Origin of the sequence: Kitasatospora fiedleri, assembly GCF_948472415.1 — a bacterium.
Lineage (GTDB): Bacteria > Actinomycetota > Actinomycetes > Streptomycetales > Streptomycetaceae > Kitasatospora > Kitasatospora fiedleri.
On sequence record NZ_OX419519.1, the window covers coordinates 2282340 to 2306118 of the forward strand.

Here is a 23779-nt window from a genome sequence, read left to right on the forward strand (position 1 = left end):
CGCGCCGGGAGCGGGCGCGCCGGTGCCCGGCGGCCGCTGGTGCGGCCGCCGGGCAGCGGTGGGTGCGGGTGCGTCAGCTGGTCTGGATCGCGGTGTCGTCGATCACGAAGGAGGTCTGCAGCGAGGAGTCCTCGACCGCGTTGAACTTCACCGTGACGGTCTGGCCCGCGTAGGCCGACAGGTTGATGCTCTTCTGGGTGTAGCCGGTGGCCTTGTCGAGGTTGGAGTACGAGGCGACCGAGGTGCCGTTGACGGTGACGGTCAGCTTGTCGTACGCGGTGGAGGTGGTGGTCTCCGCGGTGTCGACGTGCAGCCAGTAGCTCAGCGTGGCGGAGCAGCCGGCCGGGATGGTGACGGTCTGGGTGATGCTGTCGGTGTGGGCGGAGCCGTAGCCGTCCAGCCAGGCCTTCCAGGAACCGCTGTGGGCGGCCTGCGAGGTGGAGTTGTTGACCACGCCGGAGGTGGCGGTCCAGGGGCTGGCGGTGCCGGTCTCGAAGCCGGGGTTGCCGAGCAGCTGGGCCGGGGTGCAGCCGGTGCCGCCGCCGGAGGTGACGGTCCAGGTGAAGGAGGCGGTGCCGGTCTTGTTGGCGGCGTCCTTGGCGGTGACGGTCACGTTGTAGGTGCCGGCCGCGGTGGCGGTGCCGGTGATCTTGCCGGTGGAGGCGTTGATCGACAGGCCGGTGGGCAGGCCGGTGGCCGAGTAGGTCAGCGGCGCGGTGCCGCCGGTGGCCGCGATCTGCAGGTTGACCGAGCCGTTCAGCGCGGTCGACTGGTTGCCGGGGCTGGTGACGGTCGGCCCGCCGGTGCTGGGCAGCGAGCCGACGTTGACGGCGGCCCAGGCGGTGGCGGTGGCGTTGTACTCGGCGGAGCCGGCGCCGTACAGGTCGGTGGCGGCGGAGAGCATGCCGGCCCGGGCGCTGGCGTAGTTGGTGGTGGAGGTCCAGTACGTGGTCAGTGCCCGGTACCAGATCGCCGCGGCCTTGTCCCGGCCGATGCCGGTGACGGTGATGCTGTTGACGGTGGGCGAGTTGTAGCTGACGCCGTTGATGGTCTTGGCGCCGCTGCCCTCGGCCAGCAGGTAGAAGGCGTGGTTGCCGACGCCGGACGAGTAGTGGACGTCCTTGTTGCCGACGGTGGAGGACCAGCTGTCGGCGGAGGAGCCGTCCTTGGAGGGCTTGTCCATGTAGCGCAGCGGCGTGCCGTCGCCGTTGATGTTGATCAGCTCGCCGATCAGGTAGTCCGGGTTGTCGGTGGGCAGGTTCGCGTAGAACTCGACCATCGTGCCGAACACGTCCGAGGTGGACTCGTTCAGGCCGCCGGACTCGCCCGAGTAGTTCAGGCCCGCGGTGTTGGAGGTGACGCCGTGCGTCATCTCGTGGCCCGCGACGTCGAGTTCGGTCAGCGGGTGGGTGTTGCCCGAGCCGTCGCCGTAGGTCATGCAGAAGCAGCTGTCGTCCCAGAACGCGTTGACGTAGTTGCTGCCGTAGTGGACCCGGCTGTACGCGCCGACGCCGTCGTTGCGGATGCCGTTGCGGCCGAAGGTGTTCTTGTAGTAGTCCCAGGTGGACGCGACGCCGTAGTGGGCGTCGACGGCCGCGGACTCCTTGTTGGAGACGGTGCCGTCGCCCCAGGTGTCGGTGGTCTTCGAGTACAGCGTGCCGGTGCCGCTGGTCCCGTTGTTCAGGTTGGTGGTGTACATGTTGCCGCGGGTCGGGTCCTTGAGCTGGTAGTTGGAGCCCGACTGCGAGGTGCCGAGGGTGACGTTGCCGACGAAGACGCCGTTGCCGGTGCCGGTCTCGATGCCCTCCCACTTCTGGATCACGTCGCCGGTGGTGGCGTCGGTGACCACGTGGAGCTTGCTCGGGGTGCCGTCCTCCTGGACGCCGGAGACCACGGTCTCCCAGGCCAGCCGCGGGCTGTTGTCGGCGGCCCAGACCACCAGGCGGGGCGCGGTCTCCAGGGCGGAGCCGGACTGGGCGGCCAGCGCGGTGGCCTGGCCCTTGGCGGCGGCGAGCTTGGGGGTGGTGGACAGGCCGGTCAGCGTGGCCGAGGAGGCCCGGTCGACGCTCTTGGTGGTGCCGTTGGCGGCCTGGTGGACGATCAGGTCGCCGCCGAGCACCGGGAGTCCGTTGTAGGTCCGCTCGTAGCGGAAGTGCTGGGTGCCGTCGGCGTCCTTGGACGCGTCCTTGACCACGAGCTTCTCGGCCGAGCCCAGGCCCAGGTCCTGGGCGAACGTCGCCGAGCGGCTGCTCGCGTCGGAGAGCAGCTGGGCGTGGCCGGCCACCGCCTGCTGGGAGGCGACCTGGCCGGTCTGGGAGGGGGCGGCGGGGGCGGCCTGGGCCACCGCCACCGGGATCGCGGTCACCAGTAGGGCGGTGGTGGCCGCGAGGGCGGCCATGCTCACGCGGGCATGCGTGCGGCGAGACATGCGGGACTCCTTTACCGACCGTCGCGGGGTCACGAGCGGTGGAGAGAATCTGGCCGCGGTTGCGGCGCAGCGGGGGCCCCTGCCGCCGGTTCGCGGCGCGGGGTGCGGTGCACGTACGCGGTACCGGGCACGTGGGGTACGCGTGCCGGGCTGCGGCCGCCGGAGTCCTGGGGAGGGTTCCACCGGCGGGGGTTGGGGCTACCTGTCGCTCCGCAGCCGGGGGAATCCTGGCAGCAAACACCTCGTGAATGACAGATGCATGCCACGGATTGACTGATTAATGACCGCGCCCCGGTCCGGTCAACGGCCGCCCATGGTCCGGTAGATGGGACGCATTCGAGAAGGTCCATGCCAAACATCGCCGTGCGGCGTCGATTTTCGGCCAACGCGGGACGGGGCCCCACCCGGAGGTGAGGCCCCTGTTACCGCTGGGAAACCATCAGTTCTGGACGAACACCGCCACCGTCCGGCCCGGCACCGTGAAGGTCCCCGAGGCCGGGTCGAAAGCTGCCCGCTTGACCACCGGGTCACTGCCCCCCGCCTGTACCCCGTGCAGCTGCTGCCGGCTGCCGCGCAGGCCCGCCACGGTCTGGGTCTGCGCGGTCGGGGTGGCGTTGAAGACCACCGTGAGGCCCTTCTCGGCGCCCTTCAGCCCGGTGCCGTCCAGGTGCATGGTGATCACGCCCGGGTTCTCCCCGGCGGTGCCGGACAGCGGGAAGGACAGCCGGCGCTGCACCTCCGCCGAGGTGGGCAGCGCGAACAGCGGCGAGGACCGGCGGATCTTCAGGAACTGCTGGTAGATCGCGGTGGAACCGGCCGTCGCGTTGCAGTCCGCCCGCAGCGCCGGATCGGCCAGCAGCTGCTTGGCGCGGTCCCACATCTCCTTGTTGTCGGCCGCCATCGGCAGGCCCCGGCCCCAGCCGTTGCCCTGCCGGCAGTCCCAGGAGATCGCGTTGAACCAGTCGCCGGAGTCGAAGGAGTTGGCGTCCAGCGACTTGGAGCGCAGCAGGTCGCTGCCGGCCTGGGCGAAGCCCGGGCCCTGGCTCAGCGCGGTCAGCGACAGGCCCAGCGCCTGCATCCGGGCCCGGTCGGCGGGCGAGGTGCCCTGCGGGAGCTTGAACGCCAGCGCGTCGTACAGGTCCGCGTTGTCGTGCGCGTCCAGGTACTCGACGGCCTCGCCGGGGTTGGCCGCGTAGCCGGTCGGCGCGCCGTTGTAGTCCACGCCGGCGCCGGTGACGGCCTTCCCGGCGGTGTCGGTGAACCGGTATCCGGCCAGGTTGCCGGTCAGGCCGACCTTGATCTGGTCCATCTGGTGCAGCAGCCGGGCCTGCTGCTCGGCCGGGGTGCCGTTGTCCGCCGAGCCGTTCGGGTCGGTGAACAGGCCGGAGGCGAAGCCCTGCTGCGCGGCCGAGGAGAGCTGGTAGTTGCCGCCGCGGCCGGCGTCCCGCATCCGGTCGTTGAAGGTGGCGATGCCGGTGCCGGCCATGTTGGCCTGGGTGGCCTGGACGAACCGGGCGTCGTTGGCGACGGTGCCGAAGTTCCAGCCCTCGCCGTACAGGAAGACGTTCTTCCCGTCGACGCCGTCCTTCTGCGGGGTCAGCCCGCGCAGCGCCGCCTGCACGTCCAGCATGGTCGACTTCGGGTCCAGGCCCATCAGGTCGAACCGGAAGCCGTCCACCCGGTACTGCTTGGCCCAGCCCACCACCGAGTCGACGACCAGCTTGTTCATCATGGCGTGCTCGGGCGCGGTGTCGGCGCAGCAGGAGTCGGTGGTGACCTTGCCGCTGTCGCTCAGCCGCTGGTAGTAGCCGGGGACGACCTTGTCCAGCACCGACCTGTCGTCCTGCCCGGCCGCCGCGGTGTGGTTGTAGACCACGTCCAGCACCACCCGCAGGCCCGCCTCGTGCATCGCCTGCACCATCTCGCGGAACTGCACGGTGCGCGCCGTCCCGTTCGGGTCGGTGGCGTAGGACCCCTCGGGCACGTTGTAGTGCAGCGGGTCGTAGCCCCAGTTGTAGGCGTCGTCGGCCTGCACCGCGGCCACGCACTCCTGCTGCTTGTCCGAGTCGGCGGGCAGCGCGGCCAGGTCGCAGGCCGGGAGCTTCTGCTCGGCCCGGTTCTCCCGGATGGTGGCGATGTCGAAGGTCGGCAGCAGGTGAACGGTCGTCACCCCGGCCGCGGCGAGCTCCTTCAGGTGCTGCATGCCCGCGGACGTCGACCGGGTGAACGCCAGGTAGGTGCCCCGCTCGTCGGCCGGCACGGTGGCGTCGGCGGCCGAGAAGTCCCGCACGTGCAGTTCCTGGATCTGCTGCTTCACCGCCGGGACGGGCTCCGGGCTGCGGTGCCGGTCCCAGCCCTCGGGCTTGGTGGCCGCCGAGGACAGGTCGGCGACCAGGCTGCGCTTCGAATCCGTCGACAGCGCGGTCGAGTACGGGTCGGTGACGGTGTTCACCACGTTCCGCCCGACGCTCGGCGCCCACACCTTCACCTGGTACAGGTAGTACGTGCCGTCCAGCTCGTCGGCGTCCCTGGTCAGCGACCAGACCCCCGACGCCGCGTCGCGCTTCAGCGGGACGGTCCTGGCCGTGCCGCCGGTGGCCTTGTCGAACAGCTGCACCGACACGTCGGTCGCGGTCGGCGCCCACAGCGAGAGCGTCACCTTGCGCTCGTCGCGGCCGAACCAGCCGTGGCCCTTCTGCACCGAGTACACCGGGCCGAGCTGGGCGGAGGCCGCCTTCGCCGCGTACAGGTCGTCCAGCACGCCGGGGGTCTGCACGCCGGTGGCGGCCAGCGCCGCGCCGTTCGGCAGGTGCTCGGTGAACAGCAGTTGGCCGCGCAGCGCGTCGGTGGTCCGGCCGGCGTCGCGCGGGTCGACGGTGAACGCCCGGTACCCGGCCAGGTGCGGGAACTTCGCCTTCTGGGCGTCGGTGAGGCCGGCGGCCGGGTTCAGCCTGATCCAGTGGCCGGGCCCGGAGAGCACGCCCCGGTCGACGCTCAGCCCGCCCGCCGGGTCGTAGACCAGCTGGGCGCTGGTGCCGCCCTTCAACTGGGCGTCCGCCGCACCGTAGTTCGCGGGCACCACCACGGTCCTCGCGTCGATCCACTGGGCCTTCGCCGAGCCCGGGTCGAGCTGCGAGGAGGTGCCGGCGCTCTGCGGCAGCAGGTGGCCCTCCTGCCCGCCGATGATCCAGACCTCCCGGCCGGAGGTGGCGAAGTCCAGCGACTGGTCCTGCGGCAGGTCCTTGTCGCCGCCGTTGTGGATGATGTAGCTGAGGCTGGTCGCGCCCTCGGCCAGCGGCACCTCGAAGACCGCGCCGAACGCGTCCTGCCGGGCCGGCACCAGCGGGCTGCCCCAGTCGGTCGGGGTGGCCGCGCCGGTCCAGTCGTGCAGGCCCCAGCCGGTGTAGTTCCCGTCGGCCCGCCGGTAGTGGATGACCGCCTTGCCCTCGGGCACCGGCTGCGCCCCGTCCGGGTTCGCGGTGCGGACGGTGGCGTCGCCCTGCTTGATCCACACCTCGCCGGTGGCGGAGACGTCGACGTGCCGGTCCTGGTCGACGTCCTTGGCGCCGTCCTTCTCCACCACGAACCCGACGTCGGACGCCCCGCCCTTGAGCTTCACGTACGCGAACGCCCCGTACGCGTCCCGCCCGACGAAGCCGTGCCCGGCCGGCCAGGTGGTCGCCTCGCCGTCGGCGAGGTCGCCCCAGGCGTACAGGTTCCAGCCGTCGTAGTCGCCGTCCTGGCGCTGGTAGTGCACCACCGCGTACTCGCGGGTCACCGCGCTGGGCACCGGCGCGGGCGGCTGCTGCCCGGTGGTGAACTGCCCGGTGGCGGAGGCCAGTCGGCCGGCCGAGTCCTGGACCACGGCCTTGAACCGGACCACGGTGCCGGGCGCGACGCCGGCCAGGTCCTGCGTCACCTTGTACACGCCGTTGTCGGCGGTGCCGAGCGTCTGCCAGGCACCGTTGCCGACCTGCGCGGCGAAGGTCACCCGGTCGAAACCGCCGCCGGGGACGCTCGCGCCCAGCGTGACGGTGCCGTACGCGCCGTCGGCCGGGGCGTTCACCGTGATCGACGGCCCGGCCGCCGGCCCGGCCAGCCTGTGCTTCGCCTTCAGCACCACCGAGGACATCGCCGGGACGGTGACCGTCACCCTGCGGTCCGCGCCGCTGGTGAGCTTCCCGCCGATGCCGTACAGGCCGGTGAAGTCCATGCCCGCCGAGAAGGTTTCCAGCGCGACGGTCTTCGGCTCGGCCGCGTTGTTCACCGCCGCCAGGTACTCGACCTGCTCCTTGGCGTCGATCCGGGAGAACGCGTACACGCCCGGCCCGTCCGCCGCGTACCGCTCGACCTGGGCGCCGTCCGCCAGCGCCGGGTTGTCCTTGCGCAGCTTCGCCAGGCCCGCGATGCCCCGGTAGAGCGCCCCGTCCTCGCCGTAGCGGTCCTTCGAGCCGGGGGCGCCGCCGATCACGGTGTCGGTGTTGTAGGAGGGGGTCTTCGAGGCGAACATGTCCTGCCGGGCGTCCTTGTCGCCGCCCGCGCCGGTGAAGCCCTGCTCGTCGCCGTAGTAGACCACCGGCTGGCCGCGGGTCAGGAACTGCAGCTCGTTGGCGAGCCGGTCCTTGGCCAGCAGCGCGTCGTTCGAGGCCCCGGGGTCGTCGCTCCGCAGGAAGGAGCCGAACCGGCCCATGTCGTGGTTGCCGAGGAAGGTCGGCAGTTCGTAGGCGTCGGTGTCGGCCGTGGTGTAGCGGTAGTCCTGCGCGTACAGCGCGCTGAGCGCCTTGGCCGAGCCGTTCTGCGAGACGTACGCGCGGGCCGCCTCCTGGAAGGCGAAGTCCAGGGTGGCCTGGAGCTTGCCCCGCGTGACGTACGGGGAGGTGACCGCCGGGTCGCCCGAGTACACCTCGCCGAACATGAAGAACTTCTTGTTGCCCTGCTTGGCCGCGAACTGCTTGAGCGCGGGCGCCCACTGCTCCCAGAACGCCAGGTTGACGTGCTTGACGGTGTCGATCCGGAAGCCGTCGACGCCGGTCTCGGCGACCCACTGCTGGTAGATCCTCTCCATCCCCGCGACGACCTTCGGGTTCTGGGTGTCCAGGTCGTCCAGGCCGGAGAAGTCGCCCTCGGTGGCGGACTCGCCGACGAAGGTCGAGTCGCCCCGGTTGTGGTAGAGCGAGGGGTCGTTCAGCCAGGACGGGGTCTTGGCGGTGGCGGCCGCCCCGGTCGGCAGCACCGGGGTGTAGGGGAAGGAGTCCTTGGTGGTGTTCGGCCACTGGGCCCGGGCGTCGGCGATCGCGGTCTCGTCGACCGGCCTGCCGTCCGCGTCGAGGGTCGGGTAGGCGCCCTCGGAGCGGTAGTCGTGGGTCTGCTCCGCGTAGTCGATGACGTCCGCGGTGTGGTTGGTGATGACGTCGAAGAAGACCTTGATGCCGCGCTTGTGCGCCTTGTCGATCAGCTCCTTGAGCTGGGCGTTGGTGCCGAAGTGCGGGTCGACCTGGGTGAAGTCGGTGATCCAGTAGCCGTGGTAGCCGGCCGAGGCGTCCGCGCCCTCGCCCTGCACCGGCCGGTTCTTGAAGATCGGCGCCATCCAGATCGCGGTGGTGCCCAGGTCCTGGATGTAGTCGAGCCGGTCGATCAGGCCCTTGAGGTCGCCGCCGTGGTAGAAGCCCTTGTCGGCGGGGTCGAGGCCGTTGTCCAGCCGGCCGCCGGTGATGCCGCCGGTGTCGTTGCCGGTGCTGCCGTTGGCGAAGCGGTCCGGCAGCACGAAGTAGAACTGCTCGCGGGTCAGGTTGTGCCGGGCGGCGGTGGCCGCCAGGTCCCGGTCGGACGGCGGGGCGGCGGGCTTGGCGGGCGCGGCCGCGGCCAGCGGGGCGGCGCCCAGGGTGGCGGCGATCAGCGAGGCCGCCAGCAGGACGGCGGTCCGGGCGGGGCGGCGGTGGGGGGTGGTGCGGCGCTGGGGGCGGTACGGGGCGTCGGCCACGGCAGGGCTCTCCCTCGGGGGCGCTCGGGCAAGGGGTGGGTGGCGTGGAACCTAGCGCCCTGCAAGATGTTTCAGCAAGATGCGAAAGCTGTTTCGTCCCGGAGTCGTACCGAGTCGTGACCTGAACCCCGCCCCCCGCCGCGCCCGGGCCGCACCGCCGCCCCCGGCTGCGTCCGTGCCCGAACCAGACCCCGGTTCGACCCCTCGTAACCCGCGCGTCACAATGGACGGCATGCGCCTCGACAACCGATCGACCCCTACCCCCGTAGGGGGACAGTCGGTGAAGAATCCCCGACCAGAGGATGAGCGAGCGGCTACAGCCGGTCTGGCAGACTTCTCGTCCATGGGGGAACCGACCGAGATCCACACAGCCGGCACCGAACGTGCCGACCGGACCACGCACGGCGGTTCCGACCCGGGCGCGGCCCACACCGCCCGTACGCCCGGCGGAGCCACCCGCGTCGCCCAGTCGCCGACCGCCGCCGTCCGCAACCGCCTGCGCGAGCAGCGCCGCACACCGCGCCGTCCGCGCCTGCTCTTCGAACTCGCCCTGATCGGCCTCAGTTACTGGCTGTACTCGCTGGTCCGCAACGCCGTCCCCGAGCAGGCCGAGATCGCCCAGAAGCACGCCACCTGGGTCTGGCACCTGGAGCACACCCTCGGCATCGCCGTCGAGCGCTCCGTCAACCACGGCGTGAACTCGGTGACCTGGCTCATCGTCGGGATGAACTACTACTACGCCACCCTGCACTTCATCGTCACCATCGGCGTGCTGGTCTGGCTCTACCGCTCCCACCCCGGCCGCTACGCGGCCTCCCGGACGGTGCTGTTCGTCACCACCGGCATCGCGCTGGTCGGCTTCTACTGCTTCCCGCTGGCCCCGCCCCGGCTGATGGCCGGCGGCGGCTTCGTCGACACCGTCAGCGTCCACCACACCTGGGGCTCGCTGGCCTCCGGCGCCGGGGCGACGGTCTCCAACCAGTTCGCCGCGATGCCCTCCATGCACATCGGCTGGTCCACCTGGTGCGGCCTGACCATCTTCTTCCTGGCCCGCCGCACCTGGGTCCGCGCCCTCGGCCTGGCCTACCCCGTGGTCACCCTCAGCGTGATCGTCTCCACCGCCAACCACTTCTGGCTGGACGCGGTCGGCGGCCTGGTCTGCCTGGCCGTCGGCTTCCTGGCGGCCCGCCTGGTCTACCACACCTGGGTCTACCGCCTCCCCCGCCGCACCGGCGGGCCGGCCGACCGGGAACTGACCGTCCCCGTCCAGTGGGACACCAAGGTCGACGCGTAGCACCGCGCCCCCGCCCGGGAGACCCGGGACCGGGGGCGCAGGCGCAGGCGCGGGCAACCGCGCGGGGCCCCGGACCGGGCGCCCTACTCCCCGCCGTAGAACAGCCGCTCCACCACCCGGCGGGCCCGCCGCGTCGTCCGCCGGTACTCGTCCACCAGCTCCCCCGAGTGCCCCACCCCGTAGCCGAGGTAGCGGGCCACGCCCGCCAGCTCCCGGGCGTCCCCGGGGAAGCTGTCCCCGGCCCGGCCGCGCACCAGCACGACCGCGGCCCGGACCCGGGAGGCCAGCACCCAGGCGGCGTCCAGCACCTGCGCGTCCTCCCGGTCGACCAGGCCCGCCCCGGCCGCGGCGGCAAGCGCCGCCCTAGTCCGGGTGGTGCGCAGCTCCGGCACCGCGTGGCCGTGCCGGAGCTGGAGCAGCTGCACCGTCCACTCGACGTCCGCCAGCCCGCCGCGGCCGATCTTGGTGTGGGTGGTGGGGTCGGCGCCGCGCGGCAGCCGCTCGGTCTCGATCCGGGCCTTGATCCGGCGGATCTCCACCACGTCCCGGTCCGGGACGCCCGCCGCGGGGTAGCGCAGCGGGTCGACCAGCTCCCGGAAGCGCTCGCCGAGCCCGGCGTCCCCGGCCATCGGCTCGGCCCGCAGCAGCGCCTGGCTCTCCCAGGCGTGCGACCAGCGCGCGTAGTACGCGGCGTAGGAGGCCAGGGTGCGGGTCAGCGGCCCGTTGCGGCCCTCGGGGCGCAGGTCGGCGTCGACCAGCAGCGGGGGTTCGACGGACGGGGCGGCCAGCAGGGTGCGCAGTTCGCCGATCACCTCGCGGGCGGCCCGGGCGGCCTCCTCGTCGCCGGCGCCGGCCCGTGGTTCGTGGACGAAGAGGACGTCCGCGTCCGAGCCGTAGCCGAGTTCGTGGCCGCCGAACCGGCCCATCGCGACGATCGCGATCCGGGTGGGCAGCTCGCCGTTGCGGGCCGCCCAGCCGTCGGCGGCGGCCCGCAGCGCGCCCTGGAGGGTGGCGGCGGTGATCGCGGTGAGCGCCTCGCCGGTGAGGTCCAGGGCGCGGGCCGGGTCCTCGTCGAGCCGGCCCAGCACGTCGGCGGCGGCGGTCCGGAACAGCTCGCGGCGCCGGACGGCCCGGACGGCGGAGACCGCGGCGGCCGGGGTCCCGGCCCGGCCGACGGCGGCCAGCACCTCCGCCTCCAGGGCGGCCCGGCCGCGCGGCAGCAGGCCGCCCGCGTCGCCCAGCATGGCGACCGCCTCGGGGGCGCGCAGCAGCAGGTCGGGGGCGAGCCGGCCGGCGGACAGCACCCGGGCGAGCTGTTCGGCGGCGGCGCCCTCGTCGCGCAGCAGCCGCAGGTACCAGGGGGTGCGGCCGAGCGCGTCGGAGACCTGGCGGAAGTTGAGCAGCCCGGCGTCGGGGTCGGCGGAGTCGGCGAACCAGCCGAGCAGCACCGGCAGCAGGGTGCGCTGGATGGCGGCCTTGCGGCTGACCCCGGAGGCCAGCGCGGAGATGTGCCGCAGCGCGGCGGCCGGGTCGGCGTAGCCCAGGGCGGCCAGCCGCTGCTTGGCGGCCTCGGTGCTGAGCCCGGCCGCGCCGGAGCCGGTGACCCGCAGTTCGGCCACCGGCAGCTCGGCGACGGCGTCCAGCAGCGGCCGGTAGAACAGCCGCTCGTGCAGCCGCCGCACCTCCACCGCGTGCCGCTTCCACTCCCGCTGGAGGGCGGCCACCGGGTCGCCCTTGGCGTCCCCGCCGAGCTGCGGGGCCATGGTGCGGGCCAGCCGGCGCAGGTCGGCCGGGTCGGTGGGCATCAGGTGGGTGCGGCGCAGCCGCTGCAACTGGATGCGGTGTTCGAGGGCGCGCAGGAAGCGGTAGGCGGCGTCCAGCGAGGCGGCGTCGGCCCGGCCGACGTAGCCGCCGTCGCTGAGCGCGGCCAGCGCCTCCAGGGTGTTGCCGCTGCGCAGCGACTCGTCGGTGCGGCCGTGCACGAGTTGCAGCAGCTGGACGGCGAACTCGACGTCGCGCAGGCCGCCGGGGCCGAGCTTCAGCTGCCGGTCGAGCTCGCCGGCCGGGATCGCGTCGACCACCCGGCGGCGCATCTGCTGCACGTCGGTGACGAAGTTCTCCCGGGCGGCGGCCTGCCACACCAGCGGGGCGACGGCCTCGGCGTAGGCCCGGCCGAGCTCGGCGTCGCCGGCGATCGGGCGGGCCTTCAGCAGGGCCTGGAACTCCCAGGTCTTGGCCCAGCGCTGGTAGTAGGCGAGGTGGCTGGCCAGGGTGCGCACCAGCGGGCCGTTGCGGCCCTCGGGGCGCAGGTTGGCGTCGACCGGCCAGATGGTGCCCTCGCCGGTGGTGTCGGAGCACAGCCGCATGGCGTGCGCGGCGAGCCGGGTGGCGGCCCGGGTCGCGGTCTGCTCCTCGACGCCCTCGCGGGCCTCGGCGACGAAGATCACGTCCACGTCGGAGACGTAGTTGAGTTCCCGGCCGCCGCACTTGCCCATGCCGATGACGGCGAGCCGGCAGGCGGCGGACGCGTCCGGGTCCTGCTCGGCGGCGAGGTCCAGGGCGGTCTGCAGGGTGGCGCCGGCCAGGTCGGCGAGTTCGGCGGCGGTCTGCGGCAGGTCGGTGGTGCCGGACAGGTCGCGGGCGGCGATCGCGAGCAGGCAGCGCCGGTAGGCGGCGCGCAGCGCGTCGGCCCGGTCGGCGTCCGGCTCGGAGCGGACCCGGCGGGTGAGCTCGCCGAGGAAGTCGCCGCGTCCGGGGTGGATGTCGCGCAGCTCGAAGGAGACCAGGGCGTGCCAGTCCCGGGGGTGCCGGGCCAGGTGGTCGGCGAGCGCGGTGGAGGCGCCCAGGACGCCGAGCAGCCGGTCGCGCAGCGGCTTGGAGGTGGTCAGGGTGTCGCGCAGGGTGTGCCGCTCGTGCGGGTCGAGCGCCTCCAGCAGCCGGGCCAGGCCGAACAGCGCCTGGTCCGGGTCGGCGGCGGCGCCCAGCGCGTCCAGCAGCACCGGGTCGGCGGCGAGGCCGTGCAGCGCCGGTTCGTCCAGCAGCCGCACCGCCTGGTCGGGGTCGGAGAACCCCCGCCGCACCAGTCGGGTCTCCAGCCGGCTGACCCGGCTCCCGGCCCGTTCCTCCACCGCGCTCCCGCCTCCCACGCCCGATCCCTGCCCGAAGGACCCGCACCCCGTCCGCGGGGCCCGCTCCCTGCCCGAAGGGTACGTTCCCACCCGCCCCGCACGCGCCCCGTGACGCACCGTCGGCCGGGCCCCGTCCCCTCGCCCGCCCGTGACACCCCCGCCACCCGGCTCGTTGGCCACGGGGTGACACCCTTCCTCCGCCCCTCCCCCGCTCCCTCCGCCCTCCCCTCCCTGCTCCCCTCCTCCTGCCCTTCCCCTCCCCCCTCCTCCTTCCCCACCCGGCTGCCCTCGCTCACCGGGCTGCGCTTCCTCGCCGCGCTGCTGGTGGTCTGCTACCACCTCTCCCGCCAGGTCGGCGCCCTCCCGGTGCTCAGCCCGCTGGCCTGGTACGGGCGTTCGGGCGTGACGTTCTTCTTCGTGCTCTCCGGTTTCGTGCTCGCCTGGACGTACGCCGACTCCCCCGTCCCCGCCCGCCGCTTCTACCGCCGCCGACTGGCCCGGATCTGGCCGCTGCACGCGCTCACCACCGGCGCCTCGCTGGCGGTCTTCGCCGCGGTCGGCGCGGCCGTGCCGGTGACCGCCGCCCTGTGGTCGCTCCCGCTGCTGCACCCGTGGGACCGCACCACCGTGATGGGCGGCAACCCGGCCGGCTGGTCACTCGGCGACGAGGGCTGGTTCTACCTGCTCCTCCCCCTCCTGCTGCGCCTGCGCCCCGGGCTGCGCACCGCCGCGCTGTGCTGCGCGAGCGGCCCACTGCTCTGGCTGGCCGGCTCCGCCGTCACCGACCCATCACTGCGCAGCTGGCTGCTGGACTACCTGCCGCTCAGCCGCACCCCGCAGTTCCTGCTCGGCGTCGCCCTCGCCCTGGCCCTGCGCCGCGGCCGCCTGCCCACCCTGCCGCTGCTCCCCGCCGCCCTCGCGGTCGCGGTTTTCCACCTCGCCCTGATCCCCTGGCACCACGCCGTCCCCGACCCGGCCTGGCACAGCCCCTACATCGCCTCCCAACTCCTCTCCGCCCCGCTGTTCGCCGCCCTGATCACCGCCGCCGCCCAAGCCGACCTCCGCCACCCCGGCGGCCCGCTCACCCGCCGCCCCTGGACCCTGCTCGGCGACTGGTCCTTCGCCTGGTACCTGATCCACGAAATCACCTTCCGCCCCTGGCTCCACCACTACGGCCACCCCGCCCCGGGCCTCCCCACCGCCACCACCTGGCTCCTCCTCCTCACCACCTCCCTCACCCTCGCGGCCGCCCTCCACCACTGGGTCGAACACCCCCTGGAACGCCTCCTCCGCGACCACCCGACCCCGCCCGCCTCCACCTACCTGCCGCACCCCCGCCCCACCGACGGATCGACCGGGCGTCAGGCCCCCGAAGCACCGTCCGCACCGCGACAGCGGTAGGCCGAGCCGTCGCGAGGCAACGCTCTTGTGCAGCACGGCAGTTCCGCAACCGCCACGACGTGACCGGCAGCGAAGTCCGCGGCCTTCCGGACAATGCGCTTCCGGCCACCGCCCGGGCTCCGCGCTACACCCGCCGCCACGGCTGCGCGAACACCGTGTAGAAGTACGGCAGGTTCTCCTCCGGCCCGTTGTCCATCCGCTTGAACACCTTCCCGATCGGGTTGCACACCTGCCCGCTCGGCAACTGCACCACCAGCGGGAACCCGAACATCGGCGCCTCCTCCCCGCCCACCTCCCGCCAGGCCGCCCCGCCCTGGCGGACCATCACCTCGCCGACGTAGCAGCCGAACGCGAACAGCGTCTCCCCGACCTGCCCGCTGCCGATGCCGCTCCCCGGAAGTCCTCGATGATCTCGTCGACCAGCGCGAGGCTCCCCACCGAGTAGTCCAACCGCACCCCGCTGACCTGCGCCGCCGACGCCACGATGTCCGCCGCGAACCGCCCGGCGTTCGCCGCCTCCGGCGCGTACCTCAGCCGCAGTTCCATCTGCCCTCCCACCTCTCGCCCACCGGTCCAGAGGACTGCTTTCCCCCCCCCCACCCCGTACACAACCCGGAACCGGCCGCCGGTGAAAAGCCGGGGCCCCGGCCGAGTACCCACCTCGGACCGGGGCCTGACGGAGCGTCAGTGGCTGCTACAGCACCTGGAGCACCTTGCGCAGCTCGAACGGCGTGACCTCCGAGCGGTACTCCTCCCACTCCTGGCGCTTGTTGCGCAGGTTCTGGCGATGCTCCATACCAAACTGCAGCTACACCTGGCCAACCTGCCCTGACCTGGCGGGGAGGCCGCGGCGCCTGTCGACGGTGGTCAGCCTCGGCCTACTTCGCACGGCCCACAGGCGGCCCGAGGCTGGACTCCTGCTTTACAAGGACAGGCGTTCGACACCCAGCGTGACCTGGGGAGCTCCCCGCCCTGCCGGCTCCCCGGCCCTCGCACCGCCAGCGCTCGCAACTGACCGCCACGTACCGCCCGTTCTGGCACGCCTGTGGCATGGTCGCAGCCACAGCACATTGGCGGACAATTACGATCAAGTTGCCGTGGGGACGACTCTGTTGTCGCCCCTGGGAGAGCGGGGCTTGTTGTCTTATATCCTCCGCCGCCTAGGCCGCTGGCCCACATCGGCCACCCGACTGAGCCATGGCCATCGGCGACTACGGGCCACCCAACGCAGCTTGGCCGCGGCAGAGCTTCAACAAGCTGCCGCCGAGCTGACTCAAGTGCTACTCAAGATGGCGCGTCCCGCATACAGCTTGTCAGGCGCCTGTCCATCAAACTGGTCAGACTGATTGCAACTCCTCCAATCCATACCAAGCAGCAGGCGACATGAGTACCTTTAGCCTGTACGGCATGGCATGACTGTCGAGCACGAGTCGATCAGCCAGGCCGCCCCAGGTGACCGAAGGGAAGACGCATGACCCTTGAGGATCAGATCAGCTCATATCGTCGACAGATCGCCACAGATTCTTACCCAATGTCGATCGGGGAAATTTCAAATCTGTATCGAGATGGCGAAATAGATATCCATCCTGAGTTTCAACGAATCTTTCGGTGGAGGGAAAGTCAGAAGAGCCGACTAATTGAAAGCATTTTGCTGGGAATCCCACTCCCCAGCGTATTTGTTGCTCAGAACGAAAATGGCGTATGGGATGTCGTTGATGGGGTTCAGCGCCTCTCGACCATCTTTCAGTTCATGGGGATTCTAAAGAACGAGGACGGAGGTCTTCACGAGCCATTGGTTTGCTCGGAGGCACCTTTCCTTACCCAGCTGGAGGGGTGCTCGTATTCACCGACACAAGGGGCACCCAGCTCACTTTCTCCGACTCAGCGCCTAGACTTCAAGAGGGCGCGAGTCGATATGAAAATTATCAAGCGGGAGAGCGACAACAGGGCGAAGTACGATCTATTCCAGCGACTGAACTCATTCGGCACAGTAGCCACCGAGCAAGAATTGCGCAACTGCTTGATTGTAAGCATGAGCAAGAAGCACTTTGAATGGCTTCTCGGAATTTCCGCAGACGAAAACTTCAAGAGTTCGATCGATCTAGCATCTCGGCTCATCGAAGAGCGCTACCACATGGAACTGGCACTCAGGTTTGTATTCTTGCGGACGATTGAACCCGAAGACCTGGCCTCTATTAGGAATATTGGCGACTTCCTGACCTCTCGACTGGTTGCCTTCGCAGATTTCTCCGATCAGCGACTCGAAGAGGAGAAAGAGGCGTTCACAAGGACATTTCAAGCCATCGCATCCGCAGGCGGCCCTGACATCCTGCGCAGGTGGAACCACACAAAGGCGAAGCCTGAAGGATCATTCTCGCTGACCGCCTTCGAGGCCATTGCGCTGGGAATTGGCCACCACTTCCCCGATCAATTTCCATCACCTTCTGAAATCACTACACGCCAGAGCGAACTCTGGTCCAACCCGCAATTCTCGGCTGGTCACGCTACCGGACTGCGCGGCGACCAGCGGATGAAGAAGGCCATCCCGTTTGGACGAATGCTCTTCTCGAAGTGAGGGTGGCCGGAAGCATTGGACCTCCAGGGCTTTACCGATAAGATCGACAAGGATCTCACCAGGCGAAAGCTAGAGCTTTCTCGACTTACCATTCTCGCCAAATCTCAGCATCCAGACACGGCCCAGGAGGCGCTCTCATTTCGGGCTTCAGTGGCATTTTCCTATGCTCACTGGGAAGGCTTCTCCAAGAACGCAAGTATGCTTTATGTGAAATTCATCAATAGCCAGAAGGTCCGAGTCACAGACCTGAAGCTGTGCCTCCAGGCCGCACATCTCCATTCTTCACTCAGGAGAGCTGGAGCTAGCCCGAAATTGGGATACCTCGGGGCAATCCTTGAGGAGCTAGACGTGAATAGGTCGGCGATATTCTCTGCGACTCCAGAGAAGTGCGTTGATACCGAGAGCAACCTTTCATCGGAAGTTTTTAAATCCCTAGTCCTGGGCCTTGGGCTGCCATATCTTGACGCCTACTCAACGCGACAAGCTTTCATCGATGAGAAGATAGTCCACAGCAGGAACCAGGTGGTCCACGGCGAGCTGATCCCATTCAGTCGCGACGAAGCGCTAGAACGCCTAGAGACCGTTCGCGAGCTAATCGATCTCTACGGGCAGCAACTTATAGATGCTGCAAGAGATCAGCTCTACCTCGCACCTTGATTCTGCGGCTCGAGATCTGTCAGCCAGCGGGTGGTGGAGCGGTTTTGGCCGGTGTCCTGCCCGGTCTGGGGTCGAGCATGATCGGGGGGCCGTAAGCTGTTGCGACTCGGTCAGGGCTTTTTGGGCCTGACCGCAATGTGGCCGAGTGGCCCCCCGTTCTTGCTCGACGCGGGGCCCGGTCCTGGCAGGTGGGTAAAACCGTGGAGCCGCCCGCCCCCAGCCCCGGCGGGTTTGGGGCCTCTGCCCTCGCTCTCGGACTTGCCGTGTGCGTGGCTGGGCCGCCGCCGGCGCGGGGCGAAGACAGGAGCGGAGGCGAGCGGCCAGGGCCGCGCGCTGGCGCGCTGTGCGCGCCTTGATGAAGTAGCGAAACTCGTAACACCCCCCATCCCTCCACCTCACTCACCCCGACGGAACTTGGCTCAGGGCATGGGCGTGCCGATGGGTGACCACCATTAGGTTCTAACGATGCCGGTGGGCCTGATCAGCTTGCTGCTGCATGCTCGGTGAGCCACTGTCGGCCGTCGTGGGTGCGGATGCTCGGGGCCACCTCGTCGTTGAGCGCGTCCAGGACGCGGACGGCGAACACCTCGGCCATGCGGTCGGAGACCTCGGCCGGGGTCAGCCACTCGATCGCGGTGGACTCGTCGGACAGCTGCTCGTTCCCGCCTTCGAGGTGGCACCGGAAGACCAGGGCGACCACGCCGCGGGTGACGTTCTTGTAGACGCCGGTGAGCCGTTCGACGCCGACCTTGAGGCCGGTCTCCTCGTAGATCTCGCGGCGCACGCCGTCCTCGACGGTCTCCGTCAGCTCCAGGACGCCGCCGGGGGGCTCCCAGGTGCCGTTGTCCGCGCGGCGGATCGCCAGCACCCGGCCGTCTTCGCGCACCACGGCTCCGGCAACGGACACGGAGTGGAGGGGCGTTGACTGCGGCTTCGGGGCGCTGTTACTCATGTACAGGAGAATAGGAGCCCTGAAGGACTATGGCGAGTAGTGAGCTGGCGGGGTCGGCGAAGGCGAAGAAGTACTTGCAGATCGCCGATGACCTGGCCGCAGAGATCAAGGCGGGCACCCTTCGTCCGGGTGACTCGGTGCCGAGTGAAGCCGACCTGATGGAGCGTTACGGGGTGGCCTCGGGCACCGTGCGCAACGCCATCGCCGAGCTGCGGACGGCGCAGCTCATCGAGACCCGGCACGGGAAGGGCTCCTTCGTCCGCTCCCGTCCCCCGGTGCAGCGCAAGTCGTCCGACCGCTTCCGGCGGGCCCACCGCAAGGCGGGCAAGGCGGCCTACATCGCCGAGACCGAGGCGTCCGGCAGCAAGCCCTCCGTCACGGTGCTGTTCATCGGGCCGACCGAAGCGCCGGCCGACATCGCCGAGCGGCTCCAGGTCCCCGCGGGCACCCAGGTCCTCGCCCGGCGGCGCCGGTACTTCCGGGACGGCGTGCCGACCGAGGAGGCGACCTCGTACCTGCCATGGGACGTGGCGAAGGACATCCCGGAGCTGTTCGCGGAGAACCCGGGCGGCGGTGGCATCTACCAGCGGCTGGAGGACCACGGCTTCACGCTTGCCGAGTACGGGGAGACCGTCCGGGCCCGGCTGGCGACCAAGGCTGAGGCGACCGCACTGGCACTGAGCCCTGGTGCGGCGGTGATCCACCTGGTGCGGGAGGCCGTCACCACCACCGGCCGCGTGGTGGAGGTCTGCGACACGCTCATGGCCGCTGACCAGTTCGTTCTGGACTACCGGTTCGCCGCCACCGACTGACGGAAGCTCAAGTTCCGTAACCCGTCGCGAGTTTCTTCTCGCGGCGGGTTTACTTATGTACAGGAGTCGGGCACTCTTCTACTCGTAACTCCTGTACATGAGTGCAGGAGGTCACCTCATATAGAGGAGATGCAGCCATGGCTGTGTTCAAGGTCGACACCTCCACCGCCTTCGTGTTCGTCGCCGTCCCGCCCGCCCCGAAGGTCGTGAACCGGCAGACCGGCGAGATCGCCGTCGACCGGGAGACCGGCGCGAAGATGATGACGGTCGGGCTGACCATCGCCGACGAGGGCGAGGCGAACCTCTACACCGTCTCGGTGCCGGAGGCCGGCCTGTCGGAGTCGCTGGCGGTCGGGATGCCAGTTGCCCTCACCGGTCTCAAGGCGCGGGACTGGGAGAACGAGTTCAACGGGCAGAAGCGGCACGGGATCTCGTTCCGCGCGGCGGCCGTCACCTCGCTCGTCCCGGTTCAGGGCTGACGTCGTGTCGGGAGCTCTGGCACTTGCTGAGGTGGGCGTCCCGCTCGCCGCTCTCGGGGCGGGGCCGCGTACGCCCGGGTCAAGGCTCCGGCGCTGTACTGGTCGGCCATCGGCCTCCCGATCGCCACGACGCGCTTCTCCGTGACGTACGGCAGCACCATGGACGCCTGTGGCCTGACCGTCGCCCCGTCCCCGCTGCGGATCGCCATCACCCGGGCGACCACCCGGCGGGAGATCCGGCCGGTGCCGCCCCGGATTCGCCGCATCCGGCCGACGACCACCGGTCTCAAGGTCAGGCTGCGGCTGGCTCCCGGCCAGGAACCGGCGGACCTGCTGGCTTCGGCCGAGCGGCTGCGGCACGCCTGGGGCGTCCACAGCGTTCACGTCGCGGTGGTCAAGCCCGGCGTCGTCGAACTGCGGATGACCGGGTACGACGTGCTCCGCAAGGTGCGGATGCCGCGCACCCCGCTGACCGGTGAGCTGGTCGTCCCCGTCGCCCTGCGCGAGGACGGCACGGCCTTCGTCCGCGACTACCGGGCGGTGCCGCACGCGCTGACGCTCGGGGCCACACTGTCCGGCAAGTCGATGTACCTGCGAAACCTGGTCGCCCAACTCGCCCGCACCGAAGCCGCGTTGGTCGGCATCGACTGCAAGCGCGGCGTCGAACAGGCCCCGTTCGCCTCCCGGCTGACGGCGCTGGCGACCGACCCAGTGCTGGCAAGTGACCTCCTGGACAACCTCGTTGAGCTGATGGAGCAGCGCTACGACCTGATCCGCGCCCATCAGAGCATCCCCTCTGCGATCCCGACCGAGGACATCACCTCGGACGTCTGGGGCCTGCCGGCCAAACTCCGGCCGGTACCGGTCGTCCTGCTGGTGGACGAGGTGGCCGAGCTGTTCCTGGTCGCCAGCCGCAAGGACGAGGAACGGCGGGACCGAATGGTCACCCAGCTGATCCGCCTCGCCCAGCTCGGCCGGGCCGCGCACATGTACGTCGAAGCCTGCGGCCAGCGCTTCGGGGCCGAGCTGGGCAAGGGGGCGACCATGCTCCGGGCCCAGCTCACCGGCCGGGTCGTGCACCGCGTCAACGACAAGGCCACCGCCGAGATGGGGCTCGGCGACGTCTCGCCGGACGCCGTCTTCGCCGCCACCCAGATCCCGCCGGACCTGCCCGGCGTCGCGGTGGCCGGTGACTCCTCCGGCGGCTGGTCTCGCATCCGGACCCCGCACCTGACGCTCGCCGAAGCAGCCGCCATCTGCCGGGCGAACGCCCACCGCGCACCCGTGATCGACCAGTTGGAACGGTTCCGCCCCTACGTTCCACCCACGGCTGTCGTCCCGCCGAAGCCGTCCTTCCCGCCGCGCTTCTCGGCTTCGCCGGTCACCGAGTAACACACCTGCATCCCACGGTCGGCGCGACCGCTCCGCGCCAGATCCCTACCCTCGCCATGCCCGAATCCGGGCCCAACTGCAAACGGAGGAAAGGACGATGCGTCTCCCGCGCCCGGACGCCGTACTCATCCAAGCCGCCATCGCCGGTGCGCTGTCCTTCGCCCATCTGCACGACGTCGCCGAAGCCGCCGGCCAGCACGACTGGAAGGCGTGGGCGTACCCCGTCTCCGTCGACCTGCTGCTGGTCGCGGCCTGGCGGCGGATGCGCCACCTCAAGTCCGCCGGGGAGCCGGTGGGTTCGGCCTGGACCTGGTTTGGGATCGCGCTCGCTGCCTCGCTCGGCGCGAACGTCGCCACCGCCGGACTGCTCGACCTCACCGACGTCCCGGCCTGGCTCCGCATCCTGGTCGCCGGTTGGCCCGCTCTCGCGTTCTTCGGCGGCACCCTGCTCGCCCACGGGAACAGCACGGCGACAGAGCCCGAACTCACCCCCGAAGAAGTCGACTTGCCGGTGTACGAGCCCGATCTGCCGACCGATCTTCCGGACGCCGAACCCGAGCCCGAAGCCGTCGAAGCACCTCCGGCCCCCGCCGCTCTGCCGGCCGCTCCCGCCCCGGCACCCACACCCGCCGTCGCCGTCCCGGCCGCGCTGGTCGACCACGCCCGCAAGGTCGCCGACGACCACCGGGCCCGGACCGGCGAGCCGATCGACACCGAGACCCTGCGCGTCCGGCTCGGCGTCCCACCGCACTTCGCCACCGCCATCGCCGCCCAGCTCACCTGAGAGGTCACCCATGCCCCGCCCGATCCGCCTGCGCAACGTGATGCGCATCGGCCCCGTCCAGGTCGGCACCTACTTCGACAACCGTGGCCGCGAGAAGCACACCGCCGCCTGCACCGCCCCGCGCTGCGGCTTCTCCGCCGACTACGACAGCCGCCCCGCCGCCGAGATCGCCGCCCGCACCCACCGCTGCACCGTCCGCTGACAGGAGAACCGCCATGAACGTCACCCTTCCGCTCGTGTTCGTCCTCGGCGTCGGTGCCTGGGCCGTCGTCCGCTTCCTCAACATCCGTATCTGGGTCGCCGTCGTGATCGGCCTGTTCGGCTTCTACCTGGCGAACACCTTCCTCGCTCCGGTCATCGACGGCACCACCCGCTCCGGCGTCGACGTCATCAACACCACCCAGCAGAAGTGACCGGGGGCCGACCGTGAACGCCACCCTCCTGCTGCCGGACTCGCTGTCGCTCACTCCCGAAGGCTCGGCCCTGGTCGCGGAGATTGAGGCGTACCTCGCCACGCTGCCTGTCCAGGCCCGCGCGGTCATGCCGTTGATCTGCAACTACGGCAGCACGGTCCAGCGGTGGAACGCGGGCTTCCCACAGCCGCGGCTGTCCGTACTGGACCGGCTCGCACACCGCCCGGCTCGCCCGGTCGCCGTCACCGTCGCGGACCACCTGCGGTTGACCTCCCGCTACCTCGCCGAAGTCGGCTGGGTACAGGGTGCCCTATGGGACTCCGCCGGCCGCGTCTGCCTCCTCGGCGCCCAAGCCGCCGTCCTGCTCAACGGCTACGGCACCCCGTACACCGTCCGCCGGGCCCGCACCCAGGTCATGGAAGTCCTGCACACCACCGGACGGCCCGTCGCCTCCCCGGACGCCTTCAACGACGCCTCCGGCACCCGCCAGGCCGACGTGCACCACCTGCTCGACCGGGCCTCCGCCCGCGCCCTCTCCCTCGGCATCTGAACCGGTCCCCGGGACGGCAGCAAGCCGCCAAGCATCCCGCCGCCCCGGAGACCTCGACCCGCTCCGGAAGGACCGCCATGGAACTCGCCCCGCTCCTCGCCGCCGGTGTGCCCCTGCTCGGCTGGACCACCCACAGCACCGTCCTCGCCCGCCGCCTGGCCACCGCCCGCCGCGACCCGCTGACCGGGCTACTCACCCGCGACGGCTTCACCACCCGCGCCGAACGCCTCATCCGCCGCCACCCCGAGCGCACCACCGTCCTGCTGATCGACCTGGACGACTTCAAGGCCGTCAACGACACCCACGGCCACGCCGCCGGAGACGCCGTACTCACCGCCACCGCCCACCGCCTCGCCACCTGGTGCGGCACCGACGGCATCGCCGCCCGCCTCGGCGGAGACGAGTTCGCCGCCGTCGTCCTGGATGCCGAACACCGCGTCCCCGACCTGCGCGGCCTGCTCCACCACCCGGTCCCGTACGGCACGCAGTTGCTGGCCGTCGGCGCGTCCGTCGGTACCTCGCACCCGGCCACGCTGCTGCTCACCGAAGCGCTCTCGGCGGCCGACCGCCAGATGTACGCCGCCAAGCCCGGCGCCCGTACCGCGCGCCGCCGCTGAAAACGAACCGGTCCCCGGCACGGCAGCAAGCCGCCAAGCATCCCGTCGTGCCGGGGACCTCAACCTTCCCCGAACCGAAGTCCGCGAAGGAGACCACCATCATGACCCAGCCCCGCCATGCCCAGGGCCGCATCTGCCCGAACTGCGACGGCTTCCCCCGCGTCGCCATCGCCACCGGCACCCGCCGCCCGGACGGCAGCCGCACCACCGCCCCGGTCACCTGCCCGGCCTGCCAGGGCAGCGGCACCGTCCGCCGCGCCGCGCTCACCGCCGTCCAGAGCTGACCAGCCCCACCGACCCGCGCCCGGGGCTGACAC

Annotated in this window: 18 protein-coding genes and 2 pseudogenes; 13 read left to right on the forward strand and 7 right to left on the reverse strand. The window is 70.9% G+C overall.

What is annotated here, in order from left to right; genetic code table 11:
- Window positions 1-73: 73 nt before the first annotated feature.
- Window positions 74-2428, reverse strand: a complete 2355-nt coding sequence (locus QMQ26_RS10730; protein WP_282205550.1) for a M4 family metallopeptidase — start codon at window positions 2426-2428, stop codon at window positions 74-76.
- Between the two features lie 439 nt (window positions 2429-2867).
- Window positions 2868-8408, reverse strand: coding sequence for a pullulanase-type alpha-1,6-glucosidase (gene pulA / locus QMQ26_RS10735; RefSeq protein WP_282205551.1), 5541 nt, complete (start codon window positions 8406-8408; stop codon window positions 2868-2870).
- A gap of 343 nt (window positions 8409-8751) precedes the next feature.
- On the opposite strand from pulA, the gene QMQ26_RS10740 reads away from it, so the two are divergent.
- Window positions 8752-9702, forward strand: a complete 951-nt coding sequence (locus QMQ26_RS10740) for a phosphatase PAP2 family protein (protein ID WP_282205552.1) — start codon at window positions 8752-8754, stop codon at window positions 9700-9702.
- Between the two features lie 83 nt (window positions 9703-9785).
- Here the strand turns inward: QMQ26_RS10740 and QMQ26_RS10745 are convergent, their stop codons facing one another.
- Window positions 9786-12848, reverse strand: coding sequence for a bifunctional [glutamine synthetase] adenylyltransferase/[glutamine synthetase]-adenylyl-L-tyrosine phosphorylase (locus QMQ26_RS10745; RefSeq protein WP_282205553.1), 3063 nt, complete (start codon window positions 12846-12848; stop codon window positions 9786-9788).
- 165 nt (window positions 12849-13013) lie between these two features.
- On the opposite strand from QMQ26_RS10745, the gene QMQ26_RS10750 reads away from it, so the two are divergent.
- Window positions 13014-14231: an acyltransferase family protein gene (locus QMQ26_RS10750; protein WP_282205554.1), complete on the forward strand. Its 1218-nt coding sequence runs from the start codon at window positions 13014-13016 to the stop codon at window positions 14229-14231.
- A 124-nt stretch (window positions 14232-14355) separates the two neighbouring features.
- On the opposite strand, the gene QMQ26_RS10755 is transcribed toward QMQ26_RS10750, so the two are convergent.
- The 3 genes and pseudogenes from QMQ26_RS10755 to QMQ26_RS10765 all read right to left on the reverse strand — a co-directional run.
- A complete protein-coding gene (locus QMQ26_RS10755) occupies window positions 14356-14556 on the reverse strand; it encodes a hypothetical protein (protein WP_282205555.1) in 201 nt (66 codons plus the stop codon).
- Window positions 14556-14777, reverse strand: a complete 222-nt coding sequence (locus QMQ26_RS10760; RefSeq protein WP_282205556.1) for a hypothetical protein — start codon at window positions 14775-14777, stop codon at window positions 14556-14558. Before QMQ26_RS10760 ends, QMQ26_RS10755 begins: the two co-directional genes overlap by 1 nt.
- 148 nt (window positions 14778-14925) lie before the next feature.
- Window positions 14926-15009: pseudogene (locus QMQ26_RS10765) on the reverse strand (glutamine synthetase); the annotation flags it as partial.
- A gap of 693 nt (window positions 15010-15702) precedes the next feature.
- Here QMQ26_RS10765 and QMQ26_RS10770 point away from each other — a divergent pair.
- Both QMQ26_RS10770 and QMQ26_RS10775 read left to right on the forward strand, forming a co-directional pair.
- Window positions 15703-16806, forward strand: coding sequence for a DUF262 domain-containing protein (locus QMQ26_RS10770; protein ID WP_282205558.1), 1104 nt, complete (start codon window positions 15703-15705; stop codon window positions 16804-16806).
- A 15-nt stretch (window positions 16807-16821) separates the two neighbouring features.
- Window positions 16822-17463, forward strand: a complete 642-nt coding sequence (locus QMQ26_RS10775; RefSeq protein ID WP_282205559.1) for an MAE_28990/MAE_18760 family HEPN-like nuclease — start codon at window positions 16822-16824, stop codon at window positions 17461-17463.
- Between the two features lie 481 nt (window positions 17464-17944).
- Here QMQ26_RS10775 and QMQ26_RS10780 read toward each other — a convergent pair whose 3' ends face one another.
- Window positions 17945-18427, reverse strand: coding sequence for an NUDIX hydrolase (locus QMQ26_RS10780; RefSeq protein ID WP_282206489.1), 483 nt, complete (start codon window positions 18425-18427; stop codon window positions 17945-17947).
- 17 nt (window positions 18428-18444) lie between these two features.
- On the opposite strand from QMQ26_RS10780, the gene QMQ26_RS10785 reads away from it, so the two are divergent.
- The 9 genes and pseudogenes from QMQ26_RS10785 to QMQ26_RS10825 all read left to right on the forward strand — a co-directional run bounded on the left by QMQ26_RS10785 (window position 18445) and on the right by QMQ26_RS10825 (window position 23746).
- Window positions 18445-19227 carry a GntR family transcriptional regulator gene (locus QMQ26_RS10785; RefSeq protein WP_282205560.1) on the forward strand — a complete coding sequence of 261 codons (783 nt, stop codon included), beginning with the start codon at window positions 18445-18447 and terminating at the stop codon, window positions 19225-19227.
- A gap of 137 nt (window positions 19228-19364) precedes the next feature.
- Window positions 19365-19706 carry an SCO3933 family regulatory protein gene (locus tag QMQ26_RS10790; RefSeq protein ID WP_282205561.1) on the forward strand — a complete coding sequence of 114 codons (342 nt, stop codon included), beginning with the start codon at window positions 19365-19367 and terminating at the stop codon, window positions 19704-19706.
- A gap of 4 nt (window positions 19707-19710) precedes the next feature.
- Window positions 19711-21098 (forward strand): annotated as a pseudogene (locus QMQ26_RS10795) (FtsK/SpoIIIE domain-containing protein).
- 97 nt (window positions 21099-21195) lie between these two features.
- Window positions 21196-21882, forward strand: coding sequence for a DUF2637 domain-containing protein (locus tag QMQ26_RS10800; protein WP_282205562.1), 687 nt, complete (start codon window positions 21196-21198; stop codon window positions 21880-21882).
- 10 nt (window positions 21883-21892) lie between these two features.
- Window positions 21893-22084: a mobile element transfer protein gene (locus QMQ26_RS10805; protein WP_282205563.1), complete on the forward strand. Its 192-nt coding sequence runs from the start codon at window positions 21893-21895 to the stop codon at window positions 22082-22084.
- Between the two features lie 13 nt (window positions 22085-22097).
- Window positions 22098-22295 (forward strand): hypothetical protein, encoded by a 198-nt coding sequence (locus QMQ26_RS10810; RefSeq protein ID WP_030919755.1) that lies wholly within the window; start codon window positions 22098-22100, stop codon window positions 22293-22295.
- A gap of 13 nt (window positions 22296-22308) precedes the next feature.
- Window positions 22309-22845, forward strand: a complete 537-nt coding sequence (locus QMQ26_RS10815) for a DUF6197 family protein (protein WP_282205564.1) — start codon at window positions 22309-22311, stop codon at window positions 22843-22845.
- Between the two features lie 77 nt (window positions 22846-22922).
- A complete protein-coding gene (locus tag QMQ26_RS10820) occupies window positions 22923-23462 on the forward strand; it encodes a GGDEF domain-containing protein (RefSeq protein WP_282205565.1) in 540 nt (179 codons plus the stop codon).
- 101 nt (window positions 23463-23563) lie between these two features.
- Window positions 23564-23746 carry a hypothetical protein gene (locus QMQ26_RS10825; RefSeq protein ID WP_282205566.1) on the forward strand — a complete coding sequence of 61 codons (183 nt, stop codon included), beginning with the start codon at window positions 23564-23566 and terminating at the stop codon, window positions 23744-23746.
- Window positions 23747-23779 lie beyond the last annotated feature (33 nt).